At 32.3% G+C, this 16,811-nt stretch carries 14 protein-coding genes; 3 read left to right on the top strand and 11 right to left on the bottom strand.

All coding sequences use genetic code 11. From position 1 onward, the window contains the following. Positions 1–93 precede the first annotated feature (93 nt). From CD150_RS09170 to CD150_RS09140, 7 genes are all read right to left on the bottom strand, one after another. Entirely contained in the window at positions 94–1,164 is a 1,071-nt protein-coding gene (locus tag CD150_RS09170; protein WP_073344150.1) for a YkvI family membrane protein, read from the bottom strand. Positions 1,165–1,656: 492 nt separating this feature from the next. After that, a complete protein-coding gene (locus CD150_RS09165) occupies positions 1,657–3,015 on the bottom strand; it encodes a gluconate:H+ symporter (protein WP_019470075.1) in 1,359 nt (452 codons plus the stop codon). 192 nt (positions 3,016–3,207) lie between these two features. Then, a complete protein-coding gene (gene gntK / locus CD150_RS09160) occupies positions 3,208–4,758 on the bottom strand; it encodes a gluconokinase (protein ID WP_019470074.1) in 1,551 nt (516 codons plus the stop codon). Between the two features lie 34 nt (positions 4,759–4,792). Beyond that, positions 4,793–5,476: a GntR family transcriptional regulator gene (locus CD150_RS09155; RefSeq protein ID WP_073344153.1), complete on the bottom strand. Its 684-nt coding sequence runs from the start codon at positions 5,474–5,476 to the stop codon at positions 4,793–4,795. 157 nt (positions 5,477–5,633) lie between these two features. Then, positions 5,634–6,359 carry a MerR family transcriptional regulator gene (locus CD150_RS09150; RefSeq protein WP_073344157.1) on the bottom strand — a complete coding sequence of 242 codons (726 nt, stop codon included), beginning with the start codon at positions 6,357–6,359 and terminating at the stop codon, positions 5,634–5,636. A gap of 93 nt (positions 6,360–6,452) precedes the next feature. Next, positions 6,453–7,148, bottom strand: a complete 696-nt coding sequence (locus CD150_RS09145) for a GTP pyrophosphokinase (protein WP_073344160.1) — start codon at positions 7,146–7,148, stop codon at positions 6,453–6,455. Positions 7,149–7,444: 296 nt separating this feature from the next. Next, on the bottom strand, positions 7,445–7,858 hold the full coding sequence (locus CD150_RS09140; RefSeq protein WP_073344162.1) for a DUF2188 domain-containing protein: 414 nt from the start codon (positions 7,856–7,858) through the stop codon (positions 7,445–7,447). Between the two features lie 179 nt (positions 7,859–8,037). On the opposite strand from CD150_RS09140, the gene CD150_RS09135 reads away from it, so the two are divergent. Both CD150_RS09135 and CD150_RS09130 read left to right on the top strand, forming a co-directional pair. Continuing rightward, entirely contained in the window at positions 8,038–9,213 is a 1,176-nt protein-coding gene (locus CD150_RS09135; protein ID WP_019470069.1) for a hypothetical protein, read from the top strand. Then, the gene (locus tag CD150_RS09130; RefSeq protein ID WP_046206788.1) at positions 9,194–10,405 is read left to right on the top strand and encodes a hypothetical protein; all 1,212 of its coding nucleotides are present in this window, start codon (positions 9,194–9,196) and stop codon (positions 10,403–10,405) included. Before CD150_RS09135 ends, CD150_RS09130 begins: the two co-directional genes overlap by 20 nt. Positions 10,406–10,548: 143 nt before the next feature. Here the strand turns inward: CD150_RS09130 and CD150_RS09125 are convergent, their stop codons facing one another. From CD150_RS09125 to CD150_RS09110, 4 genes are all read right to left on the bottom strand, one after another. Then, a complete protein-coding gene (locus tag CD150_RS09125; protein WP_019470067.1) occupies positions 10,549–12,465 on the bottom strand; it encodes an FUSC family protein in 1,917 nt (638 codons plus the stop codon). Between the two features lie 433 nt (positions 12,466–12,898). Beyond that, the gene (gene budA / locus CD150_RS09120; protein ID WP_019470066.1) at positions 12,899–13,597 is read right to left on the bottom strand and encodes an acetolactate decarboxylase; all 699 of its coding nucleotides are present in this window, start codon (positions 13,595–13,597) and stop codon (positions 12,899–12,901) included. A gap of 393 nt (positions 13,598–13,990) precedes the next feature. Further along, a complete protein-coding gene (locus CD150_RS09115; RefSeq protein WP_073344165.1) occupies positions 13,991–14,275 on the bottom strand; it encodes a putative quinol monooxygenase in 285 nt (94 codons plus the stop codon). A 49-nt stretch (positions 14,276–14,324) separates the two neighbouring features. Next, entirely contained in the window at positions 14,325–15,602 is a 1,278-nt protein-coding gene (locus CD150_RS09110; protein WP_070037731.1) for a pyruvate MFS transporter, read from the bottom strand. A gap of 378 nt (positions 15,603–15,980) precedes the next feature. Between CD150_RS09110 and uptA the strand changes: the two genes are divergently transcribed. After that, on the top strand, positions 15,981–16,592 hold the full coding sequence (gene uptA, locus CD150_RS09105) for an undecaprenyl phosphate transporter UptA (RefSeq protein WP_046206785.1): 612 nt from the start codon (positions 15,981–15,983) through the stop codon (positions 16,590–16,592). Positions 16,593–16,811 lie beyond the last annotated feature (219 nt).

Raw genomic sequence — 16,811 nt, 5'->3', positions numbered from 1 at the left:
TTATGGAATAGAGTATCAAATGAATAAAAAATATTTAATTTATTTTTAGAATTTTATATATTTAGGCATGTAAGGCTATTGATCACTCTGTGTCTATTGTTTCTTACCAAATTTTAATTTAAACGGCGCATAGAATAAGACAAAGATAAGCACCAAACCTAAATAACCGATTAATGGATAGAAGATTGCTACTAAATCCGTAAATCCGACAAAACTTAAGCAAAGTCCTACAAGGATTGTAATAGTATAAAATATCTTAAAACGTATAGAATCTACAACAGTGAAACGTGTTGCAAATGCATAAAACATACCCAGTCCTGTATTGAATATCATACCAAATATCACGATTGCCATAATGATACCTAGAATTGGTGATATATGGTTCACAATACCTAACATAGGCATTTCCATATTACCGACAATATTGATTTGTGTAAAAATTGCTAAATGACTTAAGACAATCATAGCACCCAAAATCAGGCCACCTACTAAGCCTCCAATTGCTGCTACTTTTGAATTTTTTTCTGCTCCACCCATTACAATAGCCATTGAAGCACCTACTGCTGTATTAAATGAAGCATAATTAATACCTGCAACAAACCAATTAGGCAATGTCGAAGGCTTCGCATCTGAAATTGTATTTAATTCAGAAAATGGTACATTTGTAGTTAAGAAACTATAAATCGAAATAATTAATATAAAAATAATTAAAAACGGCGTAATATTGCCAATAACTTTAACTACACCTTCTACCTTTAACATTCCTGCAAGGATGATTAATACAGTCATTAATAATGTACCAACGAGAGATGGTACCCCAAATTGTTGATTTAAGTTTGACCCAGCACCTGCAATCATCACTACACCGACACCAAACAAAGTAAAGATAATGACTAAATCAATAATCCACCCCAATAATTTTCCAAATAATGATTTTCCAGTAATATTATGTATAACGACTTTATGTGAATCTGTATCAAACTTACTCCCTAACCAAACAAGCATCATCCCAACATAAGCAAATAACGCTGTGGTAATGATAGCACCCAAAGTGCCCAAAATACCAAAACTAGTAAAATATTGCAGCACTTCTTGTCCAGAAGCAAATCCAGCACCAACGATGACACCGATAAAAGCACTAGCAATCAGTAATATTCTTTTCATCATGTTACCCCCTTATTGAGTCTACTATATACAACTTAAATAAAATTTCAATTATAATAGCTATGATTATTGTATATTTGACATCTAAACTACTTAAAATTTCTACGATTACTCAATTTTATCATTTTATCCATAATTTATGTTGAAATACTTAAAAGACTAAGCAATTCATGCAAAATAGCATTTGGAACATAAACCCTAGAAAAATAACCTGAAGATGATTTAATTCAGTCCATCTGTGTGATTCATTGTTACTCATCAATACTACGACTTATTTATGTCTAATTTCACATTAAAATATTTTAAAAAATAAGGACCTATATCTACCCAAGTAGTAAATCAATGACCTAACTATAATTAAAACAATATTGAAAAAGGCAATTTCTATATGTTTTCAATAGAAATTGCCTTTTTTCACTTGTCCAAGAACTTTTTGTTCCAGACTCTATTTCGTAACACACACCCATTTATATGTGTTTTTATGTGATTTTATTATACAAAGATACTTAATATAAAAATAAAAACTAATCCTGAAACAGAAATAACCGTTTCAAGTAATGACCAAGTTAGAAACGTTTCTTTAACAGTTAAACCAAAATATTCTTTAAACATCCAAAAGCCTGCGTCATTCACATGAGATAAGATAACACTACCTGCGCCAATTGCTAATACTACTAATGCAACATTCACGTCCGATGATTGTAGTAATGGCAATACAATGCCTGTTGATGAAATTGCGGCTACTGTAGATGAGCCTAAAGCAATTCTTAAAACGGCTGCAACTACCCATGCTAGTAATATAGGAGACATTTCAGTACCTTCAAACATTTTAGCTATTGTGTCACCAACACCACCATCTATCAGTACCTGTTTGAAAGTACCACCGCCGCCTATAATTAAAATCATCATTCCAATAGGATAGATTGCGTTTGATACAGAATCCATGATTTCAGCATTTTTTCTACCTTGTCTGACACCCATTGTTATAATTGCAAACAAAACGGCAATTAACATCGCTGTACCAGCAGTACCAATAAAGTAAATGAAGGATTCAAAGCCATTTGTCGCTTCTTCATTACCCGTCACTAACTGAACAATTGTAGAAAGTAACATAAGAATAACTGGTGAAATTGCAGTTAGTAAACTGATACCAAATCCAGGCATTTCAGACTCTGAAAATTCTTTTTGTGCACCTAAAGCTGAGATATCACCTTCGCGTTGATAAGCAGTTGGCGTAATTTTTTGTGCCACTTTATTAAATAATGGCCCTGCAATAATGGTAACAGGTATTGCTATGATTATGCCGTAAAGTAACACATGACCCAAATTAGCTTGTAGTTCTTTAGCAATTACAACTGGTCCCGGATGTGGTGGTAAGAATCCGTGTGTCACAGATAGTGCTACAACCATAGGAAGTCCAAGTTTTAATTGTGATACATTCGCGCGTTTTGCAATTGTAAATACTAATGGTATTAATAGTACTAATCCTACTTCAAAGAATAACGCTATACCTACAATAAAGGCTGCAATCAACATTGCCCATTGTACGTGTTTGTGTCCAAACTTTTTAATCAATGTATCGGCAATACGTGTAGCACCACCACCATCAGCCAATAGTTTACCTAAAATCGCACCTAAACCAAAAATTAGAGCAATATGTCCTAAAGTACTTCCCATACCATTTTCAATGGTTTCTATAATTTTATCTAACGGCATTCCGAGTAAAATAGCAGTGATAATAGATGTAATAATTAATGATATAAATGTATTTAACTTCAAGAATATAATCAATGATAATAATACAACGATACCTATAACCACTGTAATTAATGGCCAAATTGTTTCAAACATAATTGTTCTCCCCTTCAACACTTAACATAATCGTTCATAATATCAAAAGGGCTTACCCTCTCAATGATAACGCTTACTTAAATGTTTAAAATTTTAAATTTTTTAAACTGAATGAAATGATAGCCTTAAATGGAATTTACATATTTTTATTTATAGCTTATCATTCACTCAGTTTGTACCAATAAATCGTATCTACGATTTATCTTCAACCACATGTTCACGCTGAAACGTAGCGATTTCAGCATAGCGTTCTTCTAATGAGCGACTTAAATTGATGAAAATTGAAATGAGTTTTTGATAAACATTCACATTATCTTGATTTGGACGATGCTGATTTGTTGTACCCACCATTTCTTCAATAATAGAAAAATCTTCAATTTCACCAAGTGCCTTCATGCCAAGTACACAAGCGCCTAAACATGAGCTTTCATAACTCTCTGGTACGATTAAATTCGTATCAAAGATATCTGCCATCATTTGCCGCCACACTTCACTTTTAGCAAACCCTCCCGTTGCTTTTATCGTGGACGGTGTTTCATTCATTACTTCGACTAATGCTAAATAAACTGTATAAAGGTTATAAAGAACGCCTTCTAACGCTGCTCGAATCATATGTTCTTTCTTGTGAGCTAGCGTTAAGCCAAAGAATGAACCTCGTGCATCTGCATTCCACAATGGTGCACGTTCACCTGCTAAATATGGATGGAATATCAACCCATCTGCGCCCGGTTTCACACGATTAGCAATTTTAGTCAGTACATCATAAGGGTCGACGCCTAAACGTTTTGCTGTTTCCACTTCACTCGCCAATAATTCGTCACGTAGCCATCGTAATACCACGCCTCCATTATTCACTGGTCCTCCAATGACATAATGATCTTCCGTCAAAACATAACAGAAAATTCTACCTTTATAATCTGTTCGTGGTTTATCTATTACTGTTCTTATGGCGCCAGAAGTTCCAATGGTTACAGCAACTTCACCTTTTTTAAACGCATTTACGCCTAAATTTGACAATACGCCATCACTAGCACCTACAACAATTGGCGTATTTTCGTCAATACCCATTAATGTTGCGTAACGACGTTTCATTCCTTTTAATATATGTGTTGTCGGCACAATTTCAGGCAATTGAGATTTACGAATGCCTAACAACGCTAATGCTTCTTGATCCCAATCTAAATTCTCTAAGTTAAACATGCCAGTAGATGAAGCCATCGATTGATCAATCACATAGGTTTCAAATAACTGATAAAAAATATATGTCTTAATGTCTGCAAACATCGCTGTTTGATTATATATTTCTTGTTGTTCGTGTTTCATCCAAAATATTTTAGATAGAGGTGACATTGGATGGATAGGCGTACCTGTTCTACTGTATATCGCATCACCGTCATATTTGTCTTTAATCATTTCTGCATATTTTGTCGCACGATTATCTGCCCAAGTCAAATTCTCAGTTAATCGTTGATGACTTGCATTCATTGCAATCAAACTATGCATTTGAGCACTAAATGAAATTAATTTCAAATCATTTTTATGAACATTGGCTTCCCTCATAACATATTTAATCGTCATCAATACTGCATCAAATAACTCATCAGGATTTTCTTCTGACACCTCCACATTTGGTGTATGCAAAGGATAGCCAATATTATGTTTCATAATAAACTGCCCTTTTTCATCATAAAGCACTGCTTTTGTACTTGTCGTACCTATATCAACACCTATCATGTATTTCATAGTTTTTCCTCCTATTGTACCTCTTGTTTCACAATTACTCTTTCATCCAAAAACTATCTATATCTTCGCCAACATCGTCAAAATTCAAATGAAATGCTTCTCTTAGTTTTGTTGCACTTTGCTTTGCAACCGCATCGATAAACACTTCATGATTATGATGAATTCGTTCAAAATCAACCGGATTTTCAGTCATACGTTTGCGCATGGATAACAAGATAAGCGCTTCCATCACTGGCTTCAAATTGTTCCAAAATGTTTTTAGATACTGATGTTTAGAAGCTAATATCGTCACTTCATGAAATTTCATATCGTGTTCTGTAAATGCCTCTGCGTCTTCAAATTTAACAGCAACTCTCATCATTTCTAGTTGTTTCCGCATTTCTTTAACAATTTGCTCATGATTATCTTTTTTTATCTTATTAAAAGCAAATGATTCTAGCATAATTCTTAAATCATACAGTTCTTTTTTTTCATTATCATTAAAAGGTAAAACGTAGGCGCCCATACGTTCTAAATGAATTAACTGATCTTGCTTTAATAATTTAAATGCATCTCTTACTGGAGAACGACTCACATTAAATTCATTGGCAATTTGGTTTTCGGTTAACAATGTGTCTGGTGTAATCATGCTATCAACAATCCTTAAACGTATTTCCGAAGCAATCATTTCACCTTTAGAAACACCTTCAAGCCATTGTTCTGGATAAATATATTCCAAACGACTTCACCTCTCCACTCAATCGATATACTTGTATACAAGTATAGTAATATACATCCCGTATAATTGCAAGCGCTTGCAATTATACGGGGCATCTCCAAATTCCATAAAAAATCGGCATATCAAGTTTTCACTCGACATACCGATTTTTTTCATTTTAATGATTTCCTGTTTTTAACGTTGTTACACAATGATGTGTTTGGTAACAATGCGGGCATTGTAATTTTCTAGTTTTAGGTGTATGTGCAGCAAACATCCACGTCGACAATTTAGGTTTAAATATTTGTTGACAATTCGGACATAAATAACTCACACGTTGATATATCCCTTTTGTCATAATGCCAGCATAAATTACTAGAATAGGTAATGTTGATAAAAAAGGCATCCATTTTTTTAATAATACGCTAGCGATGATAGATGTATATTGTATTATGATCGCAGGACTCAGCTTATATAGCAGTGGCATGTATAATGTCATGCCACGCTGATTTTGAATGACATATTTATGTGTGTTAATCAATTTTTCAATAGGTGCTTGCGCATCTTCACTGATACTGCTTTCCAGTTGTTTCATTTGATAAGCAGTAAGTTTCAATTTTTCAATTTCTTCATTAATTTCAGTTTTCTTTTGATGTAACATAACTTTTACTGCTTGTAACTTTTTGTCGTCTGTTAGTAATATTTTTATGTCTTTCAATGAAAAACCTATCGATTTCAATATTAAGATAATTTCTAAATTTACTTTGCTTTGTTCGTCAAATAATCGTCTACCATTACTTGATGATGGCATCGATTGTAAGAGTCCTTTTTTATCATAATACTGAATTGTTCTTACTGTTACATTGCAATGCTTTGCTAGTTCTCCTGTTTGATATAGTGTCATAAAATAACCTCCTTGACATTAATCATACATGGTGACCTAACGTAACGAGCAAGTGTAACATTCGTTTTTAGTGCATAATATTTGTTTAAGACTCTAATTCTCAAAAATTTCGGAATGAATATTTTGCATTTTATTTTCAACAGTTGTAATTTCATTGGCACATTGTTTTAAAATTTCTCTATAATCCTCTGTATTTTTATTATTTTTGTAACGTATTTTATGTTCTAGACTCGCCCACATATCCATACCTATTGTTCTAATTTGAATTTCTACTGGTACTTTTTCTACAGAATTCGCTAAAAACACCGGTATTGACACTACAATATGCAAACTTCTATAACCGTTATCTTTTGGATTCATAATATAATCTTTTCGTTTTAATAACTGAACATCCGCCTGTTTTAACAATAATTCTTCAATCACATAAATATCATCTATATAATTACAAACAACTCTTATACCTGCAATATCATAAATATATGCCTTCGCTGACGCTGTGTTGATTTGATATCCTTTTCGATCTAACTTTTTAATCAGACTTCTCATTTCCTTAACACGACGTTCCATGTGATGGATTGGATTATGTTTATACAATTGTTGAAAATGATCGTCTAAAATATCAAGTTTAGTGCTAATTTCTTTTAGTGCGGATGAATATAATTGCTCTAAAGCAACAAAATCAATGACCATTTCAAATGCTTCTTCATAATTATTTATATATGATAAACTCTCTTTAAATTCTTCTTTCAAATCATCCATATTCAACGTTGGTTTACGTTCAATGTACATAAATCGTACCTCCAATAATTCATCTTTTTCCAAACATTATAGCTAAATTTAAAGACTACTTGAAACAATACAGTGAATATTTATCAATGAATGGTTCGAGTCAGAGATTACTTGATATGTGAAAGGGCATTTTTCAGTTTCGGTTGTTTGAGCTCATAAAAATCCATAGCTGCCTATTGTTTGTTCTAAAGCCAACTACTTCAATTGACATGTTTTGTTTTTTCACTTATACATACAAAAGTCTCTATTCTACTAAATCAAATACATTTTCAGCTTCGCCTTCACGTTTTTTCACACTATTCGTTCATTTTATGTTCAATAATTTGAGTCCTTCTATTATCTGCAATGTTACGTGCTCGCTTCATAGCATCTGCCTTTTTATCGAAGCTATCCGTAGCTTGTTTCGCACCATCAGACTTTATTTTCCACTCACTATTCTCATAATAGACATGAACATCTTTATGATTTAATTGTGGATTTACAGATTGATCACGTTCATGCACAGTGATTTTTTTATTTTTCAACGCTTTTAAGTCATCTTCAGTCGCATTTTTGTACCAATCTTCAGCTTGTTTTGTAGCGATTGGAATCGCATTGTCCTCTTGATATCCATCTTTAAGCATTGCATTTCCAATGTCTATCGCTTTTTTTCTTTCCAATTTTTCCATATTTTTCCAACTTTGTGGATAATCTTCCATCGTCCAAGGCATGTGATAAAACCTCCATCTTCAAAACTTATATTAATTCTCTTTTACCTCTTTTTTCCTTTAACAAACTAAATAAATGCATTAAAAATGATATAAATATTTAAGACAACTATGATTTGTTCATTAATTGAAAGGGAATGATGAGTAAGAATCAGTGTTAAATAAAAGGAGGTTTAACTAACATGAATCTATCCATTGGCTTAATCCCTTCTCCTGACATGCCTCATAAATTAATCAACAAAATTTATTCAGAGCTCCCAAAAGATTTCACAAAACATGTAGATAATGGCGTGGAATGGCAATTTGAAATACACGTTGCATCTATGATTGGTACTGCGGAACATATGGATAAAGTTTTGGATATTGCATCCAATATGAAACAACAAAAAAATTGGGATTATACAATTTGTATTACGGATTTACCTAATTTTTCTAAAAATAAAAGTGCATTATGTGATATTGATTTCGATACTAAAACAGCACTTTTATCATTACCAGCGTTGGGAAACTTTAAGTTAAAAGAGAAATTAAGACAGTGCTTAATATTTATTATTGAATATTTACATTCTTCTGGTAGAAACAAAAACACTTTAAACTTTAAGCATTTTAAATTGACTCAATTTAAAGAAGTCATACCTAAGGATAATAATGAAAATTATAGATCCCGTATCATTGCCAAATCTACATTTTTAGGTTGGCTTCATTTGATTTGTGGCATGACTTTTGCCAATGAACCTTGGTCTGCCATTTTTGATTTTAAAAAAATCATATCTGTTTCATTTGCCACAGGAACTTATATAGCAATATTTTCTACACCTTGGGATATCAGTCTTGATTATAGTTATTGGCGGTATATTTTACTGATGTTACTATCTGTATTAGGCATGGTTGGTTGGCTAATTTATTCTTATAAATTATGGGAAAGACCTAGCGCTAATACACAAAAACTTTATCGCTTTATTTATAACATCACGACCTTCACAACCTTATTGACCATCACCTTTTTAAATTTTATAGTACTATATATCTTGTTATCTCTAAGTACAATATTATTTGTACCTCCCGAGTTGTTTTCAAATTGGACATCATTAAACAGTGAGCATCCAACTATTTTAAATTATATTAACTTAATTTGGTTTATTACATCATTAGGTATACTCGCTGGCGCTATGGGATCCACTGTTGAAAATGCTGAAAAAATTAAACGTGTGACGTATTCTTTTAGACAATACTATAGATCTAAATCACTGGAACAAGAAGATGAAGATAGCTCTAGCGCATATGCAAAAGCTGATTACTACAAGGGCGAAAAACAATCACATCATGAGGAGGGATTAAATGAACACAACAACGGCTAAAATAGGTATTATTGCTGCACCGGGCGTCACTGAAAAAGTAGCGCGTAATCTTGAAATTGATTTGCCCCACATCCTTAGTGAGCAATATGAGCATTCAGTTAAATGGGAAATCGATACAATTATTGATCCTTTGACTGGTTCAGCAGAAAGCGTCCAACAAATTTTCAGTAAAATTGCTGATTATCAAGAGCATAATCAATGGCATTTTACAATTGGACTCACTGACCTACCGATGATTGAACAACAAAAAGTAGTTGCCATTGATATCAATAGACAAAATGGTGCTAGTTTAATTTCTATCCCTGCTTATGGATGGCGTCCAATCAAAAAAAGAATTCAAAACTCTATATTGGCTATTCTAAAGGCAATAGATGAATTTAAGCATTCTGAAAAAATTAACAATAATCATGACGCTATGTCATTGATGAATGCGCAGTTTCCTTTATCAAATTTACAATCACGAACTGTTTACTTTGAAAATACTACCTCACAACATACGCAATATTACGTATCGTCCAAGTCTAAAGGTATTTTTCGTCTTGTTAGTGGTATGACATTTGCAAACAACCCATTTAACATGTTAAAAAGCTTAAGTAATGTTGTGGCAATCGCCTTCACTACAGGTGCCTTTGGAATCATTTTTACGACAATGTGGAATTTAAGCTTTGTATATTCTGAGTGGCGCTTGTTATTAATGATGCTTGTAGCAATTTTCGGTATGATGATTTGGATGATCATTGCACATAATTTATGGGAATCAAAAAAAGAGAGCACGAATAAGCAAATCACTACCTTATACAACTTAACTACAACGATGACTTTAACTGTTTCAGTTATTATTTATTACTTTATTTTGTTCTCACTCTTTTTGATTGCAAGTTTAATTGTGCTCCCCTCAGATTATTTAGGTCAAGCATTACAATTAAAAACATCTGCAGGTTTAACAACTTACATAAACTTAGCTTGGTTTGCTGCATCAATTTCGACTGTAGCTGGTGCAATAGGTGTTGGTCTAAATAATGAAGCACTCATACTTGAAAGTACTTACGGATATAGACAAAAACAGCGGTACAAGCAATTGCATAAAGAACAACAACAACAAGAACAACAACAAAGAAAAGCACAAGAAGATATAAAGGAAAAAAGACAAGAAGAAGAAGAAAAAGCTAGAAAACAACAAGATTCCAACTAGATATCAGAAAGTAGAAATGCTTATTAGAGCATTGTTATTTTTCCATATTTGTAAAGACTTCACAAAACGCTTCATTAAATTTTAAATATAAAACAAGCCAATGTCATCGGATATTAACTACCGTAACATTGGCTTGTTTTGCATTATTCATGAGGTGATTTATTTGCTTGTCTTGCATTTTGACAATTATGTTGAATACTCATTAAAGAAGTTCTAATGTGCATGTATTGTGGTAAAGTTGCCATTTCTTGAACATTGATATTAGAACCGATTTCAAAATGTTTAGCAATGTTTTCAAATACTAACAAATACTCTCCCATGGTTTCATCATTAATATGGTAACGTTTTTCATTACTTAATGCCCTCGTCAGCATAAAACTGATTTCTTCTAGTGCATATATACTAGGATAATAGTATTGTATAACCCTTTTATTACTAAATACTTCACCATTCGCACTATTATATATTTGTTTCATATTGTTTAGTTGAACACTTAAATGCAACATTTCTTTTTTATCTCGCTCTCTCGATGAGTATTTGTTGCTTGAAAATAAATAATGGAATAACACTGCTTCATTACGAGCTACTGTAGCAAGCGTGCCTGGTAACATTGAAGAAGCAGTCTTTCTACCTATGATCAGTAAAGAAACAACAGCAATAATAATACCAACAATCACATCAATAATTCGTGGAAGTGCTATTAAAATCGAGAGATGGTTCGATGCTAAACCATTTAATAATATAACTTGAATTGTGATAAATATAACTGCAAATGAATAATTTGCTCCAACAAATATTTCTGTTATACCTGCTGCAACCGCAAGGAGTAATATAGCGATAGGTACAGGTGGTGTAGACAATAGTATTAATGACAGTACAAGTACACCTATAATCGTACCGATACCTCTTGATCCAGCACGTTCAAAACTGTGTAATGTAGTTGAACCTAATAATACTGTATGCGTACTAAGTGGAATCCAATATGCTTTGTCAAAATCAAACATCAATGCGATAAAAATCGCAATTGCCATAATAACGATATAGCGTATAGTATTTCTAAAGACAAATGAATCTATTGTCAAATTCGTAACTAATCGATGACCATAAATAGGTACACGTATATCCACTTCGTGTTCCAGTTGTGCATCATTTGCATTCATTATGGCATCAACTTTGAATATATTATCTACAAGTTTTTGATAAGCTTCATCAATATCAACTTGGCGTGTCCATGTTTTATTTGTCTTACCTTGCGTATATACTAAATTGATTACGTAGTCTACCATCAATTTAATATCTTGAGGTAAAGGCCGTACATTTTTTTCATTTAATTCCAGTAATTCTGAATGTATACCTTGTGCAATATTATGTAGCAATATTAAACGTTGGAATTGTGGTGACTTTTGAGATTTGGCAGAACTTGCAGTGATGAGTTGGTTATCAGTATTTCTAAAAGCAGTCACTGCAAATCGGGATGCTTTTGAAAATGCTTTTGGATCATCAAAATTATAAACTAATTGTTTTATAATATTATAATCATTTTTAATTGATTTAACTTCAGCTGATTCTTTTGACAGTAAAATCACCACGATTACTACAAATGTTGCTAATAAACCTCCGATAAATACTGAAACACCTCTTATTAATGCTTCATCTGGAGCAACTGGTAAATTAATTGGCAAACTGAATGCCACAATAAAAAAAGTTGATGATGGTCCAGGAATGTTTAATGAACTAAATACATAATACGGTATTACTGCTACAATCAATAATAAAATACCAAATATGATGGGTTGATTGACGGTCAATGTGCCTAACATCATTGATAATGCAAATACTATTGAAGTAAAAAATACTGTACGAAGTTTAGACTTTGCCGTACCACCAAACACATAAATATGTGCTAACGTACCTGTTGAAATTAATAGACCGATTGAAAAATAATCGACTAAATAACCAATCATTAATGGTAAAAACATTAGTATCGCTTGTCTAATACCTTTAGCAACATCGATTTTCATAGCATTAAATTTTGTGAGTGACTTTAAATATTTAATCAATGGCGATTCACCTCTCCTTTTTATTTTATTTTAACCATGATATTTCATCTGATTTGATGGCAAAACATAAAAAAGACGGGTTAGAAATCTAAAATTTATATTTCGATCTCATAGTCCCGTCCCCGTTAAGGTCATTTTGTTTTGTGAAAAACTTGTTATACATAGCTTTAAATATAAATACTTTGCTTTTATACAATATTAAAAATATTTAATTTATCCTTCAGCTCACTTTATCAAATACATAAATCTACAACTGGGGAAGTACATTGTAAAATAGTTCATTTCACAAATTTTGGTTGAGAAATCAGATACATTTTAATTAACGATTACTAAACTATTTTAACACTTTCATTGGTTTCTGCTAGGGCATTTCCTACAAATCGTTATAATGAATATGTTTAATCATTACTATATTCTACTTTAACGAGTAATTTTATTCTGATTGTTTGATGTCTTCGTGCACTGTTGAATAATCAATATCAGATTCTAAAAATGTCGCGTTATTTACTGGGAAATGTTGTTCAAGTGTTTCAATATTACTTATTTCTACATCACCATGATTCATTTCAAAATCCAATACATGTCCACCTATTGTTTTATCTCTATCTACAAAATGTAAATGGAAACCTCCGGCAGCTATGCCATGAAAAAGTGTTGGTGCATAAAAACCAACGATCGTACCTTCAATTTGATCATAATGAAACTCTGGTTGTTGTTTAGCCGATTCAATTAGTTTAGTATACGGTTTTTCTTGTTTTGGCATCATTCTAACATGTACGTTTTCAAATTTCCCAGATATTTTAACCGCAAAAAATAAGTTTTCACTGGCAGCGTGGCTTTTAGTTTGATTTAATACATATTCAGAATCAGTAATATGTCTCACTTCAAAACTAACATCCGGTTGAAATGGTGTGACCGTAGAAAAAGGGGTCATTTCACTACCTTCTAGTTGTTTGAAATTACCATGTGCATCAGCATGATAAGCGACGCCGTCTAATATAATAACTTCACCGTCTGATCCTGTTAACGTACCGATACCTAAATCACCATGTTTTAAAATTTCATTCATTTCCATAGTGCCATCTAATAATCCAGCCATCAATGTACCGAGCGTGCCATGTTGATATAGCATGATATTTTCTCTCCTTATATCAGTATCTTTTTTAAAGAATTTCACTATTCACAATAATTCACAACATATTATTATACAATATAATTGTGTTTTTCAATAACTTTGTGCTCACAAAGCATTAATGAAACCTAAATATTTCTCGATATCAACCTTATATGCTTTATTTTAAAACTATGATAAAACACACTTTGATTTCATTTATAAATATCGATTCAAGCTATAAATAAACGTCAACTTCGTTTAACCAAGATGGCATCCATCATAGGAAAATATTCAGTTAATGCGCTTCAATATTTCAAAAAATGAAAGCGCCCGTTTCTATTCAATTGAATTTGAAACGGGCGCTTATGCGTTAATCACAGATGTTTATCTTCTATACGCTTATGTTATTAATTATTTAATTGTAGCAACTTCTATTTTAGGCGCTTCAAGTAAATAAGTTTCTATTTCTTTAAAAAATGTTTGAAAATGTTCAGATTGATTATGTACTTCTAAAGCAGCTTGATCTTTATATTTTTCTATAAAAGCAAAAGTTTGAGGTTCATTTGTATTTTCAAAGTGCGCATAATATAATGCACCTGCTTCTTGATTTGCTGCAATGACTAAGCGTTCAACCTCTGCTAAATAATTTTCTCTATGTTCAGATTTAATCTTCATTACTGCAGTTACTAAAATCATATATAACCTCCTGAGATAATCGCTCTTGCAAAGTTTGTTTATAAGGGTATTAAAGTTCTTCTTTTTCAATGATTAACGGTTGATCCGGTTTAACAAAAAACCACATAATTATTGCAAATACTACTGGGATAATAACTAATTCCAACGTCACTGTCCAACCAACAATATCAACCATCATACCTGCTAATAAAGGACTCAGCAATGCACCGATATTGCCCCATAAATTCATCCAGCCAGATACTGAACCAGAAAAATTACGTCCTAAATCTGTAGCTGCCGCCCAACTCATTCCTGTAGCAATTCCTATTCCGCCTAAACATAATGACAACCACAGCACATTTGCTACTAAATTGTTTGTTTGAATTGACATGAATAATGAGATACAAAATACCACAAAACCGATGATTGCAATGGATGCTCTCGCAACAAATCTTGATTTTCCATTTTGTAATAGCTTATCAGAGATTGCACCGCCACATAATATTAATAAGAACATAGCAATCCATGGTGCACCTGCTGCCCAAGCCATATCAGGGTCGGTTAATTTAACATTATATTGTTCCGTTAGATATGTAGGTAACCATATTAAGAATAGTGACACAACAAATTGCACAACAAAATATTGTGCAGCCAATGCATAAAAGCTAAATCTTCTTAAGAAGATATTCCACGGCGCGTTACTTTTTTCTGTTTTTATGATATCACGGTTTTCCATAATATATCTTTTTTCTGCTTCATTTACCATTTTATGTTGTTCCGGTAAATCTTTTGAAATAATAATCCATAATAATGCAATGACAATACCAATAGCACCAAAAATATAAAATACAGCTTGCCATCCAAACATATTAACGATAGCAATCGTAACTACAGGTGCAATCACTGGTCCAAAATATGAACCTGCTAACAATGCACTAGAAGCACGTCCTTTTTCACCTTTAGCAAACCAAAATGAGTTAAACACTGCATTCGAAGGATACATAGGTGCCTCACCTATACCAAATAAAAAACGTACAGCATATAATAAACCATGATTTTTAACAACACCAGTTAAAATCGTGAAAGCACTCCACCATACGAGCGCAATTGTTAACATTTTTTTAGAGCCAAACTTTTCTGCCAAAAAACCTGAAGGTACTTGCATCAACGCATACCCTAACGAGAAAAATGATGCTAATAAACCAAACTGTGTTTTCGTCAAATGTAAATCTTCCATCATAGGTCCTGCAATAATGGAAATATTTGATCTATCCATATAAGCAATTACACCTATAATGAAAAACGCAATAGCAAAATACCATCTTATATTTGTTCTTTTTTGTTCCATTTTTTTACCCACACTCTCTCCCTATTTCACTAGTCATCATATGACCTATTGTGTGCCTAGATATTACCACAATATGAAATCGCTTACAACTACTTTTTTCATTTTATGATAATACCTCATTCATTCTTATGAGCAGCGTACACAGTTTATGTGACAGGTATTAACACCAGTTCTTTAAAAATCTAAATCTTCACTATAATATTAGTTGAATTAAGTTGCTCTTAAATCCGTAACTTCATTGAAATTTCAAGGCAACAAATTTATTAATTATCTTTATATTACCTTAAATATGCATTACACATTAATTTAGATTATAATACAGAAGTAATTAAAAAATACCATCATGTTTGATTAAGAAAAGGAGCGACACTTATCGTCATGGAACAAATACTGACAAACTTTATAAATTCGTGGGGTTATACTGCTATTGCAATATTAATCCTATTAGAAAATATATTACCTTTTATTCCATCTGAAATTATTTTGACATTTGCAGGACTGATGACAGTTAAATCTGATTTATCCATACCTTTACTTTTTATCATATCTACCATTTCATCGTTAATCGGTTTAATCATACTTTATTACATCAGTAGTATCGTCTCTGAAGCACGTTTATATCGTTTTGTTGATAAATATGGAAAATGGATCAAACTCAAAGGAAAAGATATTGCTCGCGCTAATGAATGGTTTAAAAAATACGGTGCTATTGCAGTCTTTCTTTGTCGCTTTATTCCTGTTTTACGCGTATTAATCACCATACCAGCAGGCATTAATAGAATGAATATTGTATTATTTACTATTCTTTCGTTAATAGGTACTACAATTTGGAACATTGCACTCATCTTCTTAGGTAGCATGTTGAGCAACAGTTTTGATACGTTAATGAATGGCTTACACACTTATTCATATATTATGTATGTCATCATCGCTATAGCTGTCGTATATCTCTTTATTCGTATCTACAAAAAGAATCGCACACATCAATAAGTGTACGCTTTGCTTTAGTTTAAAACTTTTTACGTCACTTGCTCGTATAACTGATATCTATCTTAGCAATCAGACAAAATCCGAAGGGTTTTTGTCTGATTTTTTTATAAAAAAAGACTAACTTCCCCCTTTGAAGTTAGTCTTTCACGATCTTTAATTTCTCCCTAAAATTTTGAGCAGAAAATTTTCTATTACTTATGTGCTCATTGAATATTTATA

Source organism: Staphylococcus ureilyticus (genome assembly GCF_002902235.1).
Taxonomy (GTDB): Bacteria; Bacillota; Bacilli; order Staphylococcales; family Staphylococcaceae; genus Staphylococcus; species Staphylococcus ureilyticus.
This window is presented reverse-complemented; position numbering and strand designations above follow the sequence as displayed.

Bases quoted from the DNA above. Each gene is read 5' to 3' on its own strand.
- CD150_RS09170 (WP_073344150.1), bottom strand. From the start codon at position 1,164: ATGAAAAGAATATTACTGATTGCTAGTGCTTTTATCGGTGTCATCGTT.
- CD150_RS09165 (WP_019470075.1), bottom strand. From the start codon at position 3,015: ATGTTTGAAACAATTTGGCCATTAATTACAGTGGTTATAGGTATCGTT.
- gntK (WP_019470074.1), bottom strand. From the start codon at position 4,758: ATGAAATACATGATAGGTGTTGATATAGGTACGACAAGTACAAAAGCA.
- CD150_RS09150 (WP_073344157.1), bottom strand. From the start codon at position 6,359: ATGACACTATATCAAACAGGAGAACTAGCAAAGCATTGCAATGTAACA.
- CD150_RS09145 (WP_073344160.1), bottom strand. From the start codon at position 7,148: ATGTACATTGAACGTAAACCAACGTTGAATATGGATGATTTGAAAGAA.
- CD150_RS09140 (WP_073344162.1), bottom strand. From the start codon at position 7,858: ATGCCTTGGACGATGGAAGATTATCCACAAAGTTGGAAAAATATGGAA.
- CD150_RS09135 (WP_019470069.1), top strand. From the start codon at position 8,038: ATGAATCTATCCATTGGCTTAATCCCTTCTCCTGACATGCCTCATAAA.
- CD150_RS09130 (WP_046206788.1), top strand. From the start codon at position 9,194: ATGAACACAACAACGGCTAAAATAGGTATTATTGCTGCACCGGGCGTC.
- budA (WP_019470066.1), bottom strand. From the start codon at position 13,597: ATGCTATATCAACATGGCACGCTCGGTACATTGATGGCTGGATTATTA.
- CD150_RS09115 (WP_073344165.1), bottom strand. From the start codon at position 14,275: ATGATTTTAGTAACTGCAGTAATGAAGATTAAATCTGAACATAGAGAA.
- CD150_RS09110 (WP_070037731.1), bottom strand. From the start codon at position 15,602: ATGGAACAAAAAAGAACAAATATAAGATGGTATTTTGCTATTGCGTTT.
- uptA (WP_046206785.1), top strand. From the start codon at position 15,981: ATGGAACAAATACTGACAAACTTTATAAATTCGTGGGGTTATACTGCT.